The organism is Ruegeria sp. K7 (assembly GCF_056531785.1).
Genome location: NZ_JBQFMJ010000001.1, coordinates 762,183 through 778,077, shown reverse-complemented (window position 1 = coordinate 778,077; position 15,895 = coordinate 762,183). Strand labels below are relative to the sequence as shown.

Annotated in this window: 12 protein-coding genes; 9 read left to right on the top strand and 3 right to left on the bottom strand. The window is 59.2% G+C overall.

Annotated elements, in window-relative coordinates; all coding sequences use genetic code 11:
• Positions 1-75 precede the first annotated feature (75 nt).
• From ACR0FE_RS03875 to ACR0FE_RS03865, 3 genes are all read left to right on the top strand, one after another.
• Entirely contained in the window at positions 76-675 is a 600-nt protein-coding gene (locus tag ACR0FE_RS03875; protein ID WP_170325347.1) for a superoxide dismutase, read from the top strand.
• 3 nt (positions 676-678) lie between these two features.
• Positions 679-1,560, top strand: a complete 882-nt coding sequence (locus tag ACR0FE_RS03870; protein WP_480911166.1) for a metallophosphoesterase — start codon at positions 679-681, stop codon at positions 1,558-1,560.
• A gap of 221 nt (positions 1,561-1,781) precedes the next feature.
• Positions 1,782-2,240: a host attachment family protein gene (locus tag ACR0FE_RS03865; RefSeq protein ID WP_480911164.1), complete on the top strand. Its 459-nt coding sequence runs from the start codon at positions 1,782-1,784 to the stop codon at positions 2,238-2,240.
• A 53-nt stretch (positions 2,241-2,293) separates the two neighbouring features.
• Here the strand turns inward: ACR0FE_RS03865 and ACR0FE_RS03860 are convergent, their stop codons facing one another.
• Complete coding sequence (locus ACR0FE_RS03860) at positions 2,294-2,845, bottom strand: LOG family protein (protein WP_480911161.1); 552 nt, start codon at positions 2,843-2,845, stop codon at positions 2,294-2,296.
• Positions 2,846-2,971: 126 nt separating this feature from the next.
• On the opposite strand from ACR0FE_RS03860, the gene ACR0FE_RS03855 reads away from it, so the two are divergent.
• The 3 genes from ACR0FE_RS03855 to ACR0FE_RS03845 all read left to right on the top strand — a co-directional run bounded on the left by ACR0FE_RS03855 (position 2,972) and on the right by ACR0FE_RS03845 (position 6,792).
• Complete coding sequence (locus ACR0FE_RS03855) at positions 2,972-4,432, top strand: LysM peptidoglycan-binding domain-containing protein (RefSeq protein ID WP_480911159.1); 1,461 nt, start codon at positions 2,972-2,974, stop codon at positions 4,430-4,432.
• A gap of 79 nt (positions 4,433-4,511) precedes the next feature.
• Positions 4,512-6,317 (top strand): ABCB family ABC transporter ATP-binding protein/permease, encoded by a 1,806-nt coding sequence (locus ACR0FE_RS03850; RefSeq protein WP_170610162.1) that lies wholly within the window; start codon positions 4,512-4,514, stop codon positions 6,315-6,317.
• Positions 6,318-6,381: 64 nt separating this feature from the next.
• Positions 6,382-6,792 (top strand): DUF2147 domain-containing protein, encoded by a 411-nt coding sequence (locus tag ACR0FE_RS03845; RefSeq protein WP_170610164.1) that lies wholly within the window; start codon positions 6,382-6,384, stop codon positions 6,790-6,792.
• Positions 6,793-6,822: 30 nt separating this feature from the next.
• Here the strand turns inward: ACR0FE_RS03845 and ACR0FE_RS03840 are convergent, their stop codons facing one another.
• Complete coding sequence (locus tag ACR0FE_RS03840; protein ID WP_480911156.1) at positions 6,823-10,620, bottom strand: efflux RND transporter permease subunit; 3,798 nt, start codon at positions 10,618-10,620, stop codon at positions 6,823-6,825.
• Positions 10,617-11,849 carry an efflux RND transporter periplasmic adaptor subunit gene (locus tag ACR0FE_RS03835; RefSeq protein WP_480911153.1) on the bottom strand — a complete coding sequence of 411 codons (1,233 nt, stop codon included), beginning with the start codon at positions 11,847-11,849 and terminating at the stop codon, positions 10,617-10,619. The genes ACR0FE_RS03840 and ACR0FE_RS03835 overlap by 4 nt, the downstream gene beginning before the upstream one ends.
• 226 nt (positions 11,850-12,075) lie before the next feature.
• On the opposite strand from ACR0FE_RS03835, the gene ACR0FE_RS03830 reads away from it, so the two are divergent.
• From ACR0FE_RS03830 to der, 3 genes are read left to right on the top strand one after another with little or no spacing between them, the layout of a single operon-like run.
• Positions 12,076-12,747 carry a hypothetical protein gene (locus ACR0FE_RS03830; protein WP_480911151.1) on the top strand — a complete coding sequence of 224 codons (672 nt, stop codon included), beginning with the start codon at positions 12,076-12,078 and terminating at the stop codon, positions 12,745-12,747.
• A 45-nt stretch (positions 12,748-12,792) separates the two neighbouring features.
• Positions 12,793-14,115 (top strand): PQQ-like beta-propeller repeat protein, encoded by a 1,323-nt coding sequence (locus tag ACR0FE_RS03825; RefSeq protein ID WP_170610172.1) that lies wholly within the window; start codon positions 12,793-12,795, stop codon positions 14,113-14,115.
• Between the two features lie 49 nt (positions 14,116-14,164).
• Complete coding sequence (gene der, locus ACR0FE_RS03820; RefSeq protein ID WP_170610174.1) at positions 14,165-15,628, top strand: ribosome biogenesis GTPase Der; 1,464 nt, start codon at positions 14,165-14,167, stop codon at positions 15,626-15,628.
• The last annotated feature ends 267 nt before the right edge of the window (positions 15,629-15,895 follow it).

Below are 15,895 nucleotides of genomic sequence, written 5' to 3'. Positions count from 1 at the left end.
GGCTCTTGACCTGCGGCGGCTGCCAAAGCATTTAACCTTGGGAACCGCAACTTACATTTTAAACAGGGGGCCGATATGGCTTTTGAACTTCCTGATCTTCCTTATGCACATGACGCGCTGGCAGCCAAGGGTATGTCCGCGGAAACACTGGAATATCACCACGACCTGCACCACAAGGCCTATGTCGACAACGGCAACAAGCTGATCGCCGGGACAGAGTGGGACGGAAAGTCGCTGGAAGAGATCATCGTTGGCACCTATGACGCAAACGCTGTCGCCCAGAATGGCATCTTCAACAACATCAGCCAGCTGTGGAACCACAACCAGTTCTGGGAAATGATGGGCCCCGGTGGCAACGCCATGCCCGGCGAACTGGAGAAGGCGCTGACCGAAAGCTTCGGCTCGGTTGACGAATTCAAGTCGCAGTTCAGCGCTGCTGGTGCCGGTCAGTTCGGCTCGGGCTGGGCGTGGCTGGTCAAGAACGCGGACGGATCGCTGGCCGTGACCAAGACCGAAAACGGCGTGAACCCGCTGTGCTTTAACCAAACCGCACTGCTGGGTTGCGATGTGTGGGAGCACAGCTACTACATCGACTTCCGCAACAAGCGTCCGGCTTACCTTTCGAACTTCCTCGACAATCTGGTGAACTGGGAAAACGTTGCATCGCGGATGTAATCATTGACCCGACGAGGGTTCATACGGGGTCTGCTGGCGGTTACGCTGGCAGGCCTTTTTACTGCGGCTTATGGCTTTTTCATCGAGCCGGCCCTGCGGCTGCGCGTACGTAAATGGCGCCTGAAACGAACCGACTGGACTGCGCCCCCGGTTCGTATTGCGGTTCTGGCTGATCTGCATGTCGGAGAGCCGATGATCGGGCTTGACCGCATTCGCCAGATCGTGCGGCGCACCAACGCACTGGCGCCGGATCTCATATTGCTGCTTGGGGATTACTCGGCAGACCTGAAAACCTTCATGCAGCCGGTCAGGCCGGACGATCTGGCCGACGTTCTTTCTGATCTTGATGCGCCGCACGGGGTGTTTTCGGTGTTGGGCAACCACGACTGGTGGGATGACCGGCAGGCTCAGCAGCGGGGTGGTGGGCCGAATATCTACGCCGAGGCGCTGGGACGCAAAGGCATCACGGTTCTGTCGAACACCGCGATCAAGCTTGAGGCGTTGGGTTTCTGGCTGGCCGGGCTTGAGGATCAATGGGCTATCCGGCGCAAAGGCGGCGGGTATCAGGGGCTGGATGATCTGCCGGGCACCTTGAGTCAGGTAACGGACGATGCGCCGGTCGTGATGATGGCGCATGAACCGGATGTTTTTCCAAAAGTACCAAAGAAAGTTGCGCTTACCCTGTCCGGGCATACTCATGGCGGACAGGTGCGCCTGTTTGGCTGGTCGCCCGTGGTGCCATCCCGCTATGGCAATCGGTACGCCTATGGGCACGTGCAGGAAGATGGGCGGGATCTGGTGGTTTCAGGCGGTATTGGCTGTTCAATCCTGCCCGTTCGGCTGGGGGTCACGCCTGAGATTACAGTGATCGAAATGTCGGCCTGATCCTTTTCTTAGCGCTGGTGAAAACCTGCCGATACGTCGACTTTTGCCTTCGCCGGGATTGTATCGTGCCCCGCAGACCCTACGTAAAGTAGGCGGCAGGAGAGAGCTGCAAATCAAATAGACAAGCGACAGTAAGCGCGCCAATCCAGTGTTGGCACGCCACAAAAGACTTGTGCCCAAGGGGCGGGGGGCGACCTCAACGGCCGATACAGGAGATCACTATGGTCGCAATTGAACAGGGAACATGGGTTATCATCGCAGACGGGGAAAAGGCGCTGGTGATGGAAAACATCACAGACGCCGAAGATCCCAATCTTGTCGTCGTCTCGGTTGAAGAGCAGGACACAGCGGACAACAAACGCAAGGACCGTGCAGGACGCCGGTTCGATTCCGGGCCGAACCAGAAGTCGGCCATGGAAGAGACGAACTGGAAAGCCCACGCCAAATCCTTGTTCGTTCAGGATGTGGCGGATTTGCTGAATCGAAAGGGGCTGAATGGTGCGTTCAAGCGGCTTGTTCTTGTCGCCAGCCCTCATGTTCTGGGCCTGTTGCGCCGCCGCCTGCACAGCGAAGTGCTGGCCAAAGTGGTCGCCGAGGTCGACAAAACCCTGACAAACCACCCGTTGCACAAGGTCGAACAGGTTTTGCGTCAGCGATTGGCAAAGCCTGCGGTTTCCTGACTATTTTTTCCCCGGGAGGCCAAACGGTCCCCCGGGGTTCCGAACATACTAAGTTAAGTCAGAAGCGAACGCAGGCCCTCAATGGCCCCTGTTGGGGAGTCCACCCAGGTCAGGAACTCGCCTAGCGATGGATCGGCAAATTCCTGATCCATGACCTGCGCGACCAGTTCGCGCAGCTTGTCCCAGTATCCATCAACATTCAGGATCAGGATGGGTTTGTCGTGCAGGCCTAGCTGCCGCCATGTCAGGGCTTCGAACAGTTCGTCCAGCGACCCGGGGCCACCCGGCAGAACGACAACCGCGTCTGCATTCATGATCATGACCTTCTTGCGCTCGTGCATTGTCTCGGTGATCACGAAATGGGTCAGGTCGGTCTTGCCGACCTCGCGCCGGACCAGATGCACCGGGATGACACCGAACGTTTCGCCTCCGGCGGACTGCGCCGCGCGCGCGACCTCGCCCATCAGCCCGACATCTCCGGCACCATAAACCAGACGCCAGCCTTCATTTGCCAGCAATGTGCCGAACGCTTCGGCGGCTGCGGCATAGGCGGGATTTGTGCCATTGCGTGACCCGCAATACACACAGACTGATTTCTGAGACATCAGATGGGTTCTCCGGGCTTGTGTCTGAGGTTTTGACCCCTGATAGCGGGATTGATAGGTTGCCTCAACCGTCAGGCAGAATGTGTGAAAGTCAAAGCATTTGCGCTGCGGAGTGAAAGGAAAAGAATGGACGCCAAGTCGGGAAGCGGAAGCTCTGGAAACTTCCTCTGGGGATTGATCGCTGGAATTGCAGCTCTGATCGGAGCGGGAGGTTTGTATCTGTCCGGCATTTTTGGCGATGAACAGGACACTCCGGTGCCTCAGCAGACCGAACTCGCTGCCGAAGCGCCACAGGAAGATGTCACCACCGAAGCAGAAGAAACCGCTGAAAAGCCTGCGCAGCCTGAGGAAACGGCGGAGCCTGAGCAGTCTGTAGATCAGGCCGGGCAAGGCGAGGGCCAACCGGAACCGGCGGGCGAGGAAAAGGCTGAGACCGGGGAGGCAGTTGAACCTGCGCCCACGCCGGTCATCGCGCCTGCTCTGGATCAGGTTTTTATCGAAACGGACGGGAACGCCCTGTTGTCCGGCACCGCCGAACCGGGTTCCGAAGTCCGCGTCTTGCTGGATGGTGAGCCTGTGCACAGCTTCACGGTCGATGCCAGCGGGCAATTTGCCGAGTTTGTCGTAATCCCGTTTTCCGATATCGCAAGGGGCTTGGTGCTGGAGACATCCGACGGAGCCACGGCGTCGCGTTCGGATGATTACCTGATAGCGGCGCTGCCCGCACCCGAGCCGCAACAGACCGAGGTGGCTTCGGCCGAACCGCCAGAGAATGCCGGAGCGCAAACGGTTGAGCCCGGTGCATCCGAAGTGGAAGTCACGGAACCCGAACCGACCGAGACCGCAGCAGCGGAAGACACGGGAACAGACCAACAGCCTGTGATTTCGCAAGAGGAGCAGACGGCAGAGGCATCTTCTGAGGATCAGCCCCAGCCCGAATCCGAAACGGCAGATACTGAAACCGCCGAAACCGACACCGCAGAAACTGAACCCACCGTATCTGAACCGGCAGCCGAGGCTTCTCAGGATCAGCAGGTCGCCGTATTGCGGTCTGGTGAAGAAGGTGTCGAACTGGTGCAGCCTCCTGCGACGCAAACTCAGCAGCCGGATCAGATTGCTTTGGATACGATTGGCTATTCGGAAACCGGCGAAGTCGAGCTGACGGGGCGTGCGCAGGGCGGATCGGCTGTGCGTCTTTATCTGGACAACCGCCTTGTCGGCGATCTTCCGTCTGCGGAAGACGGAAAATGGCGGGGCGAGATCGAGGGTATCGACCCAGGTATCTATACATTGCGGGTGGATGAAGTGGCCCTGGACGGAACCGTCGTCAGTCGACTGGAAACCCCATTCAAGCGAGAGCCAATCGAGACGTTGCAGGCCGCTGATCAGTTGGATGAAGCGGATGCCGAGAGCCAAACCGCCGCAATCCGGTCAGTCACGGTTCAGAAAGGCGACACACTCTGGGCGATTTCGCGGGAACGTTTTGGTGACGGTATTCTCTACGTCAAACTTTTCGAGGCCAACCGCGACTCGATCCGCGATCCGGACCTGATTTATCCTGGTCAAATCTTTACCATCCCCGAATGAACACCCGGCTCTGGCCCTTTTGGGGGCGGGGGCCTATTTCTGATCTCAGGACAGACACGTGAAGCGACGGACAGCCCCAATGCAATCTGATAACGGGTCAGAACCTGACGAACGGCGCTCTGGCTGGCGCACGATCCGAAAGGTTTCACCTTACCTGTGGCCCGATGACGAGCCGTGGGTTAAGCGCCGCGTTGTTCTGGCGCTGACGATGCTGGTCGTGGCCAAGCTGATCGCGGTATATACGCCGATTCTGTACAAGGGCGCGGTCGATGCGTTGGCGGGCGAAGGTGTGCCGCCCATAGCGCTTGGTGCTGTCGGGCTGACAGTGGCCTATGGCGTCGCGCGGATGATGACCGTTGGGTTCCAGCAATTGCGCGATGCGGCTTTTGCGCCGGTTGGACAGCGTGCTTTGCGTGCGCTTGCGCTGGAAACCTTCCAGCACATCCACCAATTGTCCATGCGCTATCACGTGACACGCCGAACAGGCGGTCTGAGCCGGATTATCGAGCGGGGCGTCAAAGGGGTAGAGTTCCTGCTGCGGTTCCTGTTGTTTTCGATTGGGCCGCTGATCCTGGAACTGCTGCTGGTTGCGATCATCCTGATGTGGCTGTTCGACGTGTGGTACCTGGTTGTCGTCGCCGTCACCATCACACTTTACATTTGGTTCACGTTCGCGGTGACGGAATGGCGGGTCAAGCTGCGCCGCGAGATGAATGATCAGGACACCGAAGCCAATCAGCGCGCTATCGACAGCCTGCTGAACTTCGAAACCGTCAAGTATTTCAATGCGGAGATGCGCGAATCCGAACGGTATGACGTTTCGATGAAGGCTTATGCAAAGGCCGCGCTCAAGACCGCTTATTCGCTGGCCTTTCTGAATTTTGGACAGTCCTTCCTGATCACCTGCGGGCTGATCGGTGTCATGGTTCTTGCGGCCATCGGCGTGCAGAACGGAGGCCTGACGGTGGGCGATTTCGTGATGGTGAACGCCTACATGATCCAGATCACCGTGCCGCTGAATTTCCTGGGCACGGTCTATCGCGAAATCCGCCAGTCTCTGGTGGATATGGGGCAGATGTTCGATCTGCTCGAACAGCCCGCCGAGGTAACCGACAAGCCTTGTGCACCCAATTTGAAGGTGAATGGCGGCGAGGTGACGTTGGAAGATGTGCGGTTCGGGTATGAGGCCGACCGGGAAATCCTCAAAGGGGTATCCCTGACCGTACCGGCAGGGCAAACCGTTGCAATCGTCGGGGCGACTGGGTCCGGCAAGTCGACCATCGGGCGGCTTTTGTTCCGGTTCTACGATGTCACCGGTGGCGCGCTGAAAATCGACGGACAGGATGTCCGCGATGTCAGTCAGACCAGTCTGCACGCGGCCATCGGTGTCGTGCCGCAAGACACGGTGCTGTTCAATGACACGATCCGCTACAATATTGCTTATGGCCGCGAAGGGGCCAGCCAGTCCGACGTGGAAGAGGCCGCGAAAGCTGCTCAGATACACGACTTCATCGCCAGCCTGCCTGACGGCTATGACACAAAGGTTGGCGAGCGGGGGCTGAAACTGTCAGGCGGTGAGAAGCAGCGCGTTGGTATAGCGCGCACCTTGCTGAAGAATCCGCCGATTTTGTTGTTGGATGAGGCGACCTCGGCGCTGGATACCGACACTGAACAGGACATCAAGGACGCCCTAGCGCGGGCGGGAGAGGGGCGGACTGTGCTGACCATCGCTCACCGCCTGAGCACGATTGCCGAAGCGGATCGCATCGTTGTGCTGGAACGGGGCGAGATCCTGGAACAGGGCACGCATGACGAGTTGCTCTCTCGAGCCGGGCGCTATGCGCAGCTATGGAACCGGCAGCAATCGGACACGCAGGCTGCCTGACGCGCGTTGTGTCCGGCAGGATGATTTTGTGATAAAATAAGCCTGTTCTTACAGGAGATTTCCGATGCGTCGATTTGTTCGAAAAGGTACAATTGCGGGCATACTTGCCGTGGCAATCAACCTTCCCACACTGGCCGCAGCTGATCCGATCGAAGGCGTCTGGAAGACCGAGCCGGATCGAAAGGACTTGATCTCGCACATCAAGATTACGGCGTGTGGCGGCAAGTTTTGCGGTCAGATTTTGTCGGCCTATGACAAATCCGGAAAAGAGGTGCAGACGCCCAATATCGGGAAGAAACTGTTCTGGGATGTGTCCAGCGAAGGTTCGGGCACATATGGCGGCGGAGAGTTCTGGGTGCCACTACTGGATGTCGAGGCGGTGCCTCAGATGACGTTGCAGGGCGACACGCTCAAGGTCAAAGGATGTGAACATCACCTTTGTGGCCATCAGACCTGGACACGATTGCAGAATTGAAAAGGGCCGGTGTTGGCCGGCCCATGATCTTTATTCTGCTGCTTTCAGAGGCGGATTGGGTGGTTGATCCGACGCCTGGTCCGGTTTGGCCACGGACAGAGCGTCTGTGACCTCATCGTCCTCCCAGATAACCTCGGTCGCCTGCGCTTTTCGCGCCGCCCGTCCAATGGCCATATCCTGTGCCAGCCGGCTGGCGCGGCCTGCCGAGGCGCGGGCCAGTGCCTTGCCCAGCCAGATTGTGTAGGTCGCCACCCAGACTCGCAGCGCCAACAGCGATGGTGTCACGATCAGTGTCAGTACGGTCGCGATACCCAGGCCAAAGACAACCGCAGTGGCAAGCTGTTTCCACCACAGGGCGGTGGGGCTGTCGATGGAATAACCGCCGTTGATGAAGTCCAGCGACAGACCGAACATCATCGGTGTCAGACCCGCCATCGTGGTCAAAGTGGTCAGCAGAACCGGACGAATGCGCGCCTCGGCGGTGCGGACGATGGCCTCGATCCGGGGCATGTAGCGGCTGTATTCCTGATAAGTGTCGATCAGAACGATGTTGTTGTTCACCACGATCCCGGCCAGCGCCACGATGCCCGTCCCAGTCATGATGATCGAGAACGGCTGTTGCATGATCATCATTCCGATCAGCACCCCGGTTGTGGACAGAACAACCGCCAGCAGCACCAGCACGGAGTTGTAGAACGAGTTGAACTGCGCCAGCAGGATCACGAACATCAATCCCAGCGCACCCATGAATGCATTCACAAGGAAGGCGCCGGACTCTTCCTGTTCCTCCTGGTCGCCGGTCCATTCCCAGCTGACCGCTTTCGAGAAAGGTCCAGTATCCAACCACTCCGTCAGGACGGCAATCCGTTCATTGGGGTTGATCAGCGAGAACTGCGCGTCGCCATCCTTAATCGCAGACCGGATATCCTCGGCGCTCTGGCTACCGGTCAGCTCGACAATCTCATACGCCTCACCATCGGGGCTGGTCAGGGTCGCGCCCTTAGGCTCCGCGCCTTCCGCAACCGCCCGGACAACGGCCAGCCTTTGTTCTGTGCCGTCCGCGTCGGTGATAACGACCTTGCTCAGCCCCGGTTCTACGTCCGCTTTGATGTCGTAATACCGCTCCTGATTGATGCGGTTGATCTCGGCCAGTTTTTCAACCGGCTTGCGGGTTACGAAATTCGATAGTGGCACCAGACCATCCGAAGTGCGGACCTTCAGCGAATCCAGCGTGGAAAGAACGCGGTCTTCTTCGGGCAAGCGCACACGAATCTCGACCTCTTCATCGGTATTGTCCGGGCGCATCTCACCCAGCAGGATACCGCGTGTCACCAGTTGCACCATAGCGCCCACAGTCGCCACATCGGCCCCGAAGCGGCCCGCCTTGGCCACGTCTACGTCGATCTGCCAGTCAATGCCGGGCAGGGGCAGGGTGTCTTCGATCCTGACCAGACCGGGGGTGGTGTCGAACGCCTCGCGCGCGGACAGGGTTGCTGAGGTCAACTCCTCCCAATTGTTGCCCTTGATGCGCAGATGCACCGGTTTGGCCGAGGCCGGACCCTGATCCAGCGGCTGAAGCTCGACGATGATGCCGGGCAGTTTGGCCAGATTTGCGGTCAGTTCCTCAAGCACCCTATCGCCGTCGTATTTGGGGTCGATGAAATGACGGTCAAACAGCCCGCCAAGGATCGGCTCTGACACGTTCGGGCGGTCTTCCCACGGGATGATTTCGAATTGCACACGGCCAACGGTGTCGCCGGGGGCCTGCGCGCCACCGGTGTTCTGGTTCAGCCCACCTTCACCGGCAAAGGCGAAGACGTTGATAACAGCCGGGTGCGCGCTGATGGTCTGTTCAGCGGCCAGAACAATTGCGTCTTTTTCCGCCAGAGACAGGTTGCCACGGGCGCGGACATAGGCGGTGGCCTGTTCGGGCTCAGTCTCAACAAAAAACTCGACGCCGCGGTTGTTGTTCGAAAAGGCCGTCATCACAGATACAACGGCAAAGCCGATCACCGCGATCGAGACGATCGGCATGATCGGATTTCCAACGAGGAATTTCACCATATAGCCAAAGACCGTGTGTTCCTTGGCCGTGTGCACATGGTCGTCTTCGCGGCGTTTGATCTTTGCCGCGCTCAGCGTGACCGACCCTGCAAAGGCGCCCGTCAGAAACAGAAACGCGCCGAACAAACTGCCTGCTGTACCACCGATTGGAAGCAGATAGGTCGGGTTCAGAACCTGCATCGCACCCAGGAAAATCAGGTAAAGCGATGGCGGAACCAATAGGGCGCGTACCCACCAGCGGGTTCGCGCGCGCAGCCAGTTCGACGTGCGGTCAAAAGTCCGGCTCAAACGGCCCGAAACACCGCCCATCACGGGCAGATAGATCAGCGCTACAATCAGCGAGGATGACAGAACGAAGATCAGCGTGATCGGCAGCATCTTCATGAACTCGCCCGGAACGCCAGGCCAGAACAGCATGGGCAGAAACGCACAAAGCGTGGTCGCCGTCGATGATACGATGGGCCAGAACATCCGCTGTGCCGCCTCGACATAGGCGTGCATCGGGCCGACGCCTTCCTTGATGCGCTTGTCAGCGTATTCGACCACCACGATGGCCCCGTCGACCAGCATCCCGACCGCAAGGATCAGGCCGAACATCACCATGTTCGAAATGCTGACGCCCATCATGGCCAGGAAAGCAAAGCACAACAGGAACGAGGTCGGAATCGCAAAACCCACCAACAGCGCGGCACGTGTACCCAGCGACGCCAGCACAACGATCATCACCAGCGCAACGGCCGTCAGGACGGAACCTTCAAGCTGGCTTACCATCGAGCCGACGATACGGCTCTGGTCATTCGACGTGCCGACATCGACTGCTGCCGCCAGTTCCGGTGGCCAGATCTTCTGAGCCTCGGCAACGACCTTTTTGACCTCGTTGACCGTGTCGATGACGTTAAAGCCTTTGCGCTTTACCACTTGCAGGGCAACGGTGGCCTCACCATCGAACCGGGCAGTGCCTTCACGGTCTTCAAAGGTGTAATTGATCTGCGCCAGTTCGCCCAACGTGACAACGCGGTCGCCATTGACCTTGACCGGCAGCCCGTAAACATCCTGCGCCGTCTTGAAGGACGAAGGGATTTTGACCGAGAATGTGCCTTGCGCCGTCTCGACCTCACCAGCAGCGATCAGCTGGTTGTTGTTCTGCACAACGTTGATCAGTTCTGCGGCGGTGACGTTATAGGCCTCAAGACGTAGCGGGTCGATCACCACTTCAAGAAGTTCGTCCCGATTGCCGGCAATCCCGGCTTCCAGAACGGAATCCAGTGCTTCAAGATCGTCCTGCAGGTCTTTGGCAACACGGGCCATTGTGCGTTCGGGAACCGCGCCGGTCAGGTTGACGATGACGATTGGAAATTCGGAGAAGTTGATCTCGTTCAGCGAGTACTGCTCGGCCCCGTCGGGGAAATCAGCCTGCGCGCTGTTCATCGCGTCGCGGACATCGGCAGTGATCGCGGTCTTGTCCCAACCGAAGTCGAACTCAAGTGCAATCCCGGCATAGCCTTCTGCGGCGGTGGCGGTCATTTCCTTCAGACCGTCCAGATCCGCCAGTTCGGTTTCCATGGGCTTGATCAGCAGGTTCTCGGAATCCTCGGCCGAAATGCCGGGGAACGAAACCGAGACGAACAGAGCCGGGATTTCGATGTCCGGCTCGCCTTCTTTTGGCAGGCTGACATAAGCAAACCCGCCGACCATCAACGAGATCGCGATGAAGGCCAGGACCATTCGGGCCCTGTCGGCGGCCCAACTGACAATACCCGTCATTGCGACAATTCCCGGTAGGTCGGCGCGACACTGACGCCTTTGGTCACGAATTCCTGCCCAACGACAATGATATCCACCGTTTCAGGCAATCCGTCGATCCAGACACCGCTTGCGGTGTCACGCAGCAGATGAACAGGCATGAAGTCGACTACATTGCCCGCTGCAATTGTGCGAACCCCCAATTGGCCTTCATTGTTCAGCGTCAATGCGGATTGCGGCAGCAGGTGCGCCTTGGCGCCTTCGGCTGCGATGCGAATGTCAGCGGTCTGGCCGTCGCGGATGGCCAGTTCCGAGTTCGGAACGGTGATCTCAACCTCGAAGGTCCGGGTGGTTTCATCGGCGGAACGGCTGAGGAATGTCACACGGCCCGTAACCTCAAGACCGGTCACCAGTTTGGCCGAAGCCTCGGACCCCACAATGATCCGGTTCACTTCGGTCTCGGGAACAAAACCCACCAGCTTGATCGGATCCAGCTGAATGACGGTTGCGCACAGCGATCCCGGCTGCATCAGGCTGCCCAATTCCGCCGTGTCGCTTTCCAGCAGGCCACGGAACGGCGCTTCGATGGTGAGGCGGTCAATCTCGCGCTGGGCCGCTTTCACCTCGGCTGCAGCAGCTTCGATGCCGGCGCGAGTGGCCTCCAGACCTGCTTCGGCCGATTTCACACCTGCTTCAGCGGTGCTCATGGCCGCTTCGCTGGAAATCCGGCGTGTTTCCGACCCAAAACCCGTTTCAGACAGCTTGCGCGCCGCTTTCAGGTTGATCTCGGCCTCGGCCACGCGCGCATGTGCTTCGGCAAGCCGGGCCTCGGCTTCGGGGATGCGGCTTTCGGCCTCAAGCTTGCCCGCCATCGCTTCGGCCAGGCTGGCCGGGCGGGTGCCAGGGTCGAGTTCGCACAAAAGATCTCCGGCCTCGACAAAAGTGCCCTTGCGCTTGGGTTCTGACACAACGGTCGATATCGTTTCGGCCAGCACTTCGACCTGACGGTTCGCCTTGGTCTGGCCACGCAACAACACTGCGCTGTCGATCTCGCGCGCCGATGACCGCAAGGCGACGACCTTGATTGCATCCGGATTTTGGGCAGCTTCCGCGCCCTCACCACCTTCAGAGGCTTGTGCTTCCGCTACGTCATCTTTTCCAGCAAAGGCGAACAGCGCGTCCCTTTCGAACACCAAAAAGTATAATGCAACAATTACCAAAAGCGCGTTTGCGAATGAAATCAATCGCATGCAGAAATTCTCCTAGGATTCATTGCCAGATTTTCACTGGCGCTTATGCCTCAAAATGGGGTCCGGCATAGGCCATTTCCATACTGAACTGAATAGTTCGGTTTAGTTTTTTTCGCAAGGGCGCACTAAGCCGGTGAAAATGTGCGAAATCGGACCCTTGGCTTGGACGTGGTGCCGGGGTATGACATGGCGCTAATATGACAGGACACTAAGCCTGGGGGCAGGGATGAGCGACGTCGACAGTTTCATTGATGAGGTGACAGAAGAGGTGCGCCGCGACCGGCTGTATCTGCTTTTGCGCCGTTGGGGCTGGGTGGGCATTGCAGCGGTGGTACTTATCGTAGGCGGGGCCGCTTTCAACGAATATCGCAAAGCCAGCATTACAAGTCAGGCTCAGGCGCTGGGCGATGAAATTCTTGCGGCGTTGTCGCAAGATGATTCCGCCGAACGTGCCGCCGGTCTAAGCGGGATACAAACGCAATCGCCGGGTGGGGACGCAGTTCTGAAAATGCTGCTGTCCGCATCGCAGAACGAGGCCGGTTCGGCGCAGGATGCCGTGACCAGCCTGAACGCGGTTGCGACGCAAGCTGATCTGCCCGAAATCTATCGCGCCATCGCGAACTTCAAGGCGTTGCTGTTGCAAAGTGAAACCCTTTCGGCAGACGAGCGTCGCCTACAATTCGAGGCACTGGCCGCGCCCGGTGCGCCGCTGCGTCTGTTGGCAGAAGAACAGCTTGCGCTGATTGATGTCGCCGAGGGCAACACCGCCGCCGCGATTGATCGTCTGCAAGCGCTGCGGCAGGATGCCGAAGTTGGTGTCGATCTGCAGCAGCGTGCGACCCAGCTGATCGTGGCGCTGGGGGGCGAACCGGAACAACTGGTCGCCCAGCAAGGCTGATTGAGACAGCGAAACAAGAATGACGACAGGCGAGTTCGGAACATCATGGTAACGAGACTATTCCCCCGCATTGGACTGCCATTGGCGGCGATTGCCCTGACGACGCTTGCGGCCTGTCAGGAACCCGAAGTCATTCTGCCCGGTGAGCGCGAAGACATCCGTCCCGCGTCCGATACCGAAACCGTTGAAACCCGTGGGTCCAAACCGATCAGCCTTCCGGGGCAGACATCGAACGCCAATTGGGCGCAGAGCCCGGGCACAGCCGCTTTTCGAACCACAAACGCTGCGCTCAGCTCAGCGCCGCAACGTATCTGGTCCACTTCGATTGGCGAAGGCGATTCCCGCAAGAAAAGGATTACAGCGGAACCGGTTGTTGCAGGCGGGCTGATTTATACCCTCGATTCCGGAGCCACAGTGTCGGCCGTTACGCCTCAGGGGCAGGTCGCCTGGAGCACCAACCTTATCCCCCCAAGCGACGGTGATTCCGACGCGACAGGCGGCGGAATGGCCTATGCCGACGGGGTTTTGTACGTCTCATCCGGGTTTGGTCGTCTCACGGCGCTGGATGCCAAGACCGGCGCGCAACGCTGGCAGAAGCGGCTGAACGCAACCGGCAGCGGTGCGCCGCTGGTCAAAGACGGGTTGCTTTACGTCGTCGCCGGGGATGAGACCGGCTGGGCTGTGAATACCAAGGATGGCCGTATTGCCTGGCAGGTCGAAGGAACACCCAGCGTTGGGAACGTGCTTGGGGCACCGTCGCCTGCGCTGACCTCGGACCTCGCGGTCTTTGCTTTCGGATCCGGTGATATTGCCGCGACGTTCCGCAGGGGCGGCATCCGCCGTTGGAACGCTTCGGTCGCGGGCGGACGTCGTGGTCGCGCGGCGGCCCGGATCGTTGATGTCACCGGGGGGCCAATGGTAACCGGGGACACGATCTACATTGGCAACCACTCGGGCCGGACCGTGGCACTGGAAGGCGGGTCCGGAGAACGTAAATGGACCGCCAACGAAGGTGCGGTTGATACGGTCTGGCCGGTCGGAAACAGCGTCTTCCTGATCAGCGACCGCAGCCAGTTGGTGCGACTGAACGCAACAGACGGATCGGTGATCTGGGCGCAGGACCTGCCCGGATTTGTCAAGGACAAGCCCGGACGGCGCGGGGCGATCTTTGCGCATTATGGTCCGATCCTTGCTGGCGGGCGCATCGTTGTGGCCTCAAATGACGGGTACGTGCGCTTTTACAGCCCGGTTGACGGAACCCTGGTTCACCGGATCGAAGTCCCCGGCGGGGCGACCGCGTCGCCCGTTGTTGCGGGGCGCACTTTGTATATCGTGTCCACCAAAGGTGCACTGCACGCTTTCCGTTGACGGCAAGATGCGCTAAAGGGCGCACCTTGAGTCTTGAAAGTTGAGTATCATGTCGCTGACCCTCGCTATCGTGGGGCGCCCGAATGTGGGCAAATCCACACTGTTCAACCGCCTTGTGGGCAAGCGCTTGGCCCTGGTCGACGATCAACCCGGCGTGACACGTGACCTGCGCGAAGGCGAAGGGCGGCTTGGCGATCTGCGATTCACCGTGATCGATACGGCGGGTCTTGAGGATGCAACGGATGACAGTCTGCAGGGGCGGATGCGCCGCTTGACCGAGCGCGCGGTGGACATGGCCGATGTCTGCCTGTTCATGATCGATGCTCGTGTGGGGCTGACCCCCACGGACGAGATGTTCGCGGAAATCCTGCGCAAACGATCCAAACATGTGATCCTTGCGGCCAACAAGGCCGAAGGAAACGCGGCGGATGCCGGCGTGCTTGAGGCTTATAATCTGGGTTTGGGAGAGCCCGTGCGCCTGTCGGGCGAGCATGGCGAAGGAATGACCGACCTTTACGCCCACCTCATGCCTCTGGCGGACGCGATGGCAGAACAACAGGCCGATGAGACGCCTGTGACAGATGTGGAACTGGACGAAGAGGGCGAAGGCGAAGCGCGCCTGATCACCGATGCGAAACCGCTTCAGGTCGCTGTTGTCGGTCGTCCAAACGCCGGAAAATCCACCCTGATCAACAAGATTATGGGCGAAGATCGTCTGTTGACAGGTCCCGAAGCCGGGATTACCCGCGATGCCATCAGCTTGCGGATCGACTGGGCCGATCCCGATGGCAACAGCACGCCGATGCGGATTTTCGACACCGCCGGCATGCGCAAAAAGGCCAAGGTGCAGGAGAAGCTGGAAAAGCTGTCCGTTTCGGACGGGCTGCGCGCGGTCAAGTTTGCCGAGGTCGTGGTGGTTCTGCTGGACGCGGCCATACCGTTTGAACAACAAGACCTGCGCATCGCCGATCTGGCCGAACGCGAAGGCCGTGCCGTGGTCGTCGCGGTCAATAAATGGGACATCGAAGAGGAAAAGCAAGAAAAACTGCGCGATCTGAAAGAATCCTTTGAACGGCTGTTACCCCAGTTGCGCGGTGCCCCGCTGATCACCGTTTCAGCGAAAACGGGCAGGGGGCTTGAGCGTCTTCGTGCCGCCATCCTGCGCGCTCATGACGTCTGGAACCGCCGTGTGCCGACCGCAGCCCTGAACCGCTGGCTGGCAGCCATGCTGGAACAGCACCCGCCGCCGGCACCGCAGGGACGTCGGATCAAGCTGCGCTATATGACCCAGGCCAAGACCCGCCCGCCTGGGTTCGTGGTCATGTGCTCGCACCCGGACAAGATGCCGGACAGTTATTCGCGGTATCTGGTGAACGGGTTGCGTGAGGATTTCGACATGCCCGGCACACCGATCCGGCTGACCCTGCGAGGGCAAGGGGACAAGAACCCGTACAAGGGGCGGCGCAAGAAAAACGCCGGGGCCCTGGCAAAGCACCTGAAGGGGCGGGGCTGATCTTTGGGGCAGGTCCGGCTGACGCAGCCGGACCCGATCATGGATTTTGATATGTGCTCGATTCCAAAGACTCGGTACGCTTCGGCCGGTTCATGAAAATTGCGAAGCACGCGGCCCCGATTTTCGGTCAATCGCGAACATGAGTCAAAAAAGATAAAAACATCGCGATATTTGTTCGTACTGGCGCCGTCAGTTTTGATCTTGAGAATGCGAGACAAAGGTGCCGTGGGGTCAATCTCGGCGCCGGTGACGGAACAGCTTGGCAAA

Excerpts from the sequence above, each read along its gene's own strand:
- ACR0FE_RS03875 (WP_170325347.1), top strand. The coding sequence starts at position 76 with ATGGCTTTTGAACTTCCTGATCTTCCTTATGCACATGACGCGCTGGCA.
- ACR0FE_RS03865 (WP_480911164.1), top strand. The coding sequence starts at position 1,782 with ATGGTCGCAATTGAACAGGGAACATGGGTTATCATCGCAGACGGGGAA.
- ACR0FE_RS03860 (WP_480911161.1), bottom strand. The coding sequence starts at position 2,845 with ATGTCTCAGAAATCAGTCTGTGTGTATTGCGGGTCACGCAATGGCACA.
- ACR0FE_RS03855 (WP_480911159.1), top strand. The coding sequence starts at position 2,972 with ATGGACGCCAAGTCGGGAAGCGGAAGCTCTGGAAACTTCCTCTGGGGA.
- ACR0FE_RS03850 (WP_170610162.1), top strand. The coding sequence starts at position 4,512 with ATGCAATCTGATAACGGGTCAGAACCTGACGAACGGCGCTCTGGCTGG.
- ACR0FE_RS03845 (WP_170610164.1), top strand. The coding sequence starts at position 6,382 with ATGCGTCGATTTGTTCGAAAAGGTACAATTGCGGGCATACTTGCCGTG.
- ACR0FE_RS03840 (WP_480911156.1), bottom strand. The coding sequence starts at position 10,620 with ATGACGGGTATTGTCAGTTGGGCCGCCGACAGGGCCCGAATGGTCCTG.
- ACR0FE_RS03835 (WP_480911153.1), bottom strand. The coding sequence starts at position 11,849 with ATGCGATTGATTTCATTCGCAAACGCGCTTTTGGTAATTGTTGCATTA.
- ACR0FE_RS03830 (WP_480911151.1), top strand. The coding sequence starts at position 12,076 with ATGAGCGACGTCGACAGTTTCATTGATGAGGTGACAGAAGAGGTGCGC.
- ACR0FE_RS03825 (WP_170610172.1), top strand. The coding sequence starts at position 12,793 with ATGGTAACGAGACTATTCCCCCGCATTGGACTGCCATTGGCGGCGATT.
- der (WP_170610174.1), top strand. The coding sequence starts at position 14,165 with ATGTCGCTGACCCTCGCTATCGTGGGGCGCCCGAATGTGGGCAAATCC.